The sequence below is a fragment of the Mesorhizobium sp. M4A.F.Ca.ET.022.05.2.1 genome, from assembly GCF_003998845.1.
Classification (GTDB): domain Bacteria; phylum Pseudomonadota; class Alphaproteobacteria; order Rhizobiales; family Rhizobiaceae; genus Mesorhizobium.
The window spans coordinates 1-1,120 of record NZ_RZOJ01000744.1; the positions used below are offsets into that span (position 1 = coordinate 1).

Consider the following 1,120-nt stretch of genomic DNA (forward strand, 5'->3'; position numbering starts at 1 on the left):
CGGCGTGTGTCGATACCCGAAAGATAGGCGGCGCGCTCACGGTTGCCGATGCCGTAGACGGCGCGGCCATGGTCTTCGTGCTGACCCGTACCGGCTTCGGCCGCGCCGATTAGCGCCCAGATGATGACGGCGTTGGGCACCGCCGGAATGGCAAAGCCGGTCGCCAGGTAGCGCATGGCCGGCGTTGCCGAATCCTGCGGCGAGAAGCCTCCCGTGTAGACCACCATCAGCCCTTGCGCGACGGCGTTGGTGGCCAGCGTCACGATCATCGAGGGGATGCGCAGATAGGCGACGCCGATGCCGTTGACGACGCCGATCGCGATGCCGCAGACAATGCCGAACGGGATGGCAAGCGCCACGCCGACCGGACCGTAGGCCGCGGCCGCGGCGGCCATCATCGCGCCGACCGCCACCGACCACGGCACCGACAGGTCGATCTGGCCGAGCAGGATGACCAGCATCATGCCGGTGGCAATGACGCCGAGGAACGACGCCACTTTGAGCTGCTGCAAGAGATATTCCGGCGACAGGAAGCTGCGCGAATAGAGGCTGCCGAGAAACAGTAGCAGCGCTATGCAGGCGAAGGCCGTGATAACAGCCGGATCGGCGCGCCGGATGAATTTCGGCATGCGCCCGGCGATGCCGCCGATGGTCGTTTCGCTCACAGGAACCACTCCAGCCGGTTGCGGACCCTGAACAGGGCGAAGGCGCCGAGGCTGACCGCGATCAGGAGGATGACGCCCTGGAACAGCGGTTGCCAGAGCGGATCGAAATCGAAGACGAACAAAAGGTCGCCAATGGTGCGGAAGGCGAGCGCGCCGAAGATCGCGCCGATGGCGCTGCCCTTGCCGCCGAACAGCGAAACGCCGCCGAGCACGACGGCGGCGATCGAAAACAGCGTATAGGCATTGCCGCTGGCGTAGGCGGCGTCACCCGTATAGGTGAAGAAGGTCAGGAACAGCCCGCCGATCGCGGCAAGCAGCCCGGCAAGCGCGTAGGCGACGAATTTCCCGCGCCGGATCGGCACGCCCGACATGTAGGCGGCGGTTTCCGAGGAGCCGGCGGCGTAGGCCGCGCGGCCAAGCTCCGAGCGGCTGAACGGCACCCACACGATCAGCAC

At 66.5% G+C, this 1,120-nt stretch carries 1 protein-coding gene and 1 pseudogene; both read right to left on the bottom strand.

Features of this window, described 5'->3' with window-relative positions; translation table 11 throughout:
- Positions 1–665: ABC transporter permease (locus EN745_RS35070; protein ID WP_145992340.1), on the bottom strand; the 665-nt coding region annotated here is incomplete at its 3' end.
- Positions 662–1,120, bottom strand: a pseudogene (locus tag EN745_RS35075) (ABC transporter permease); the annotation flags it as partial. The pseudogene EN745_RS35075 and the gene EN745_RS35070, both read right to left, overlap by 4 nt.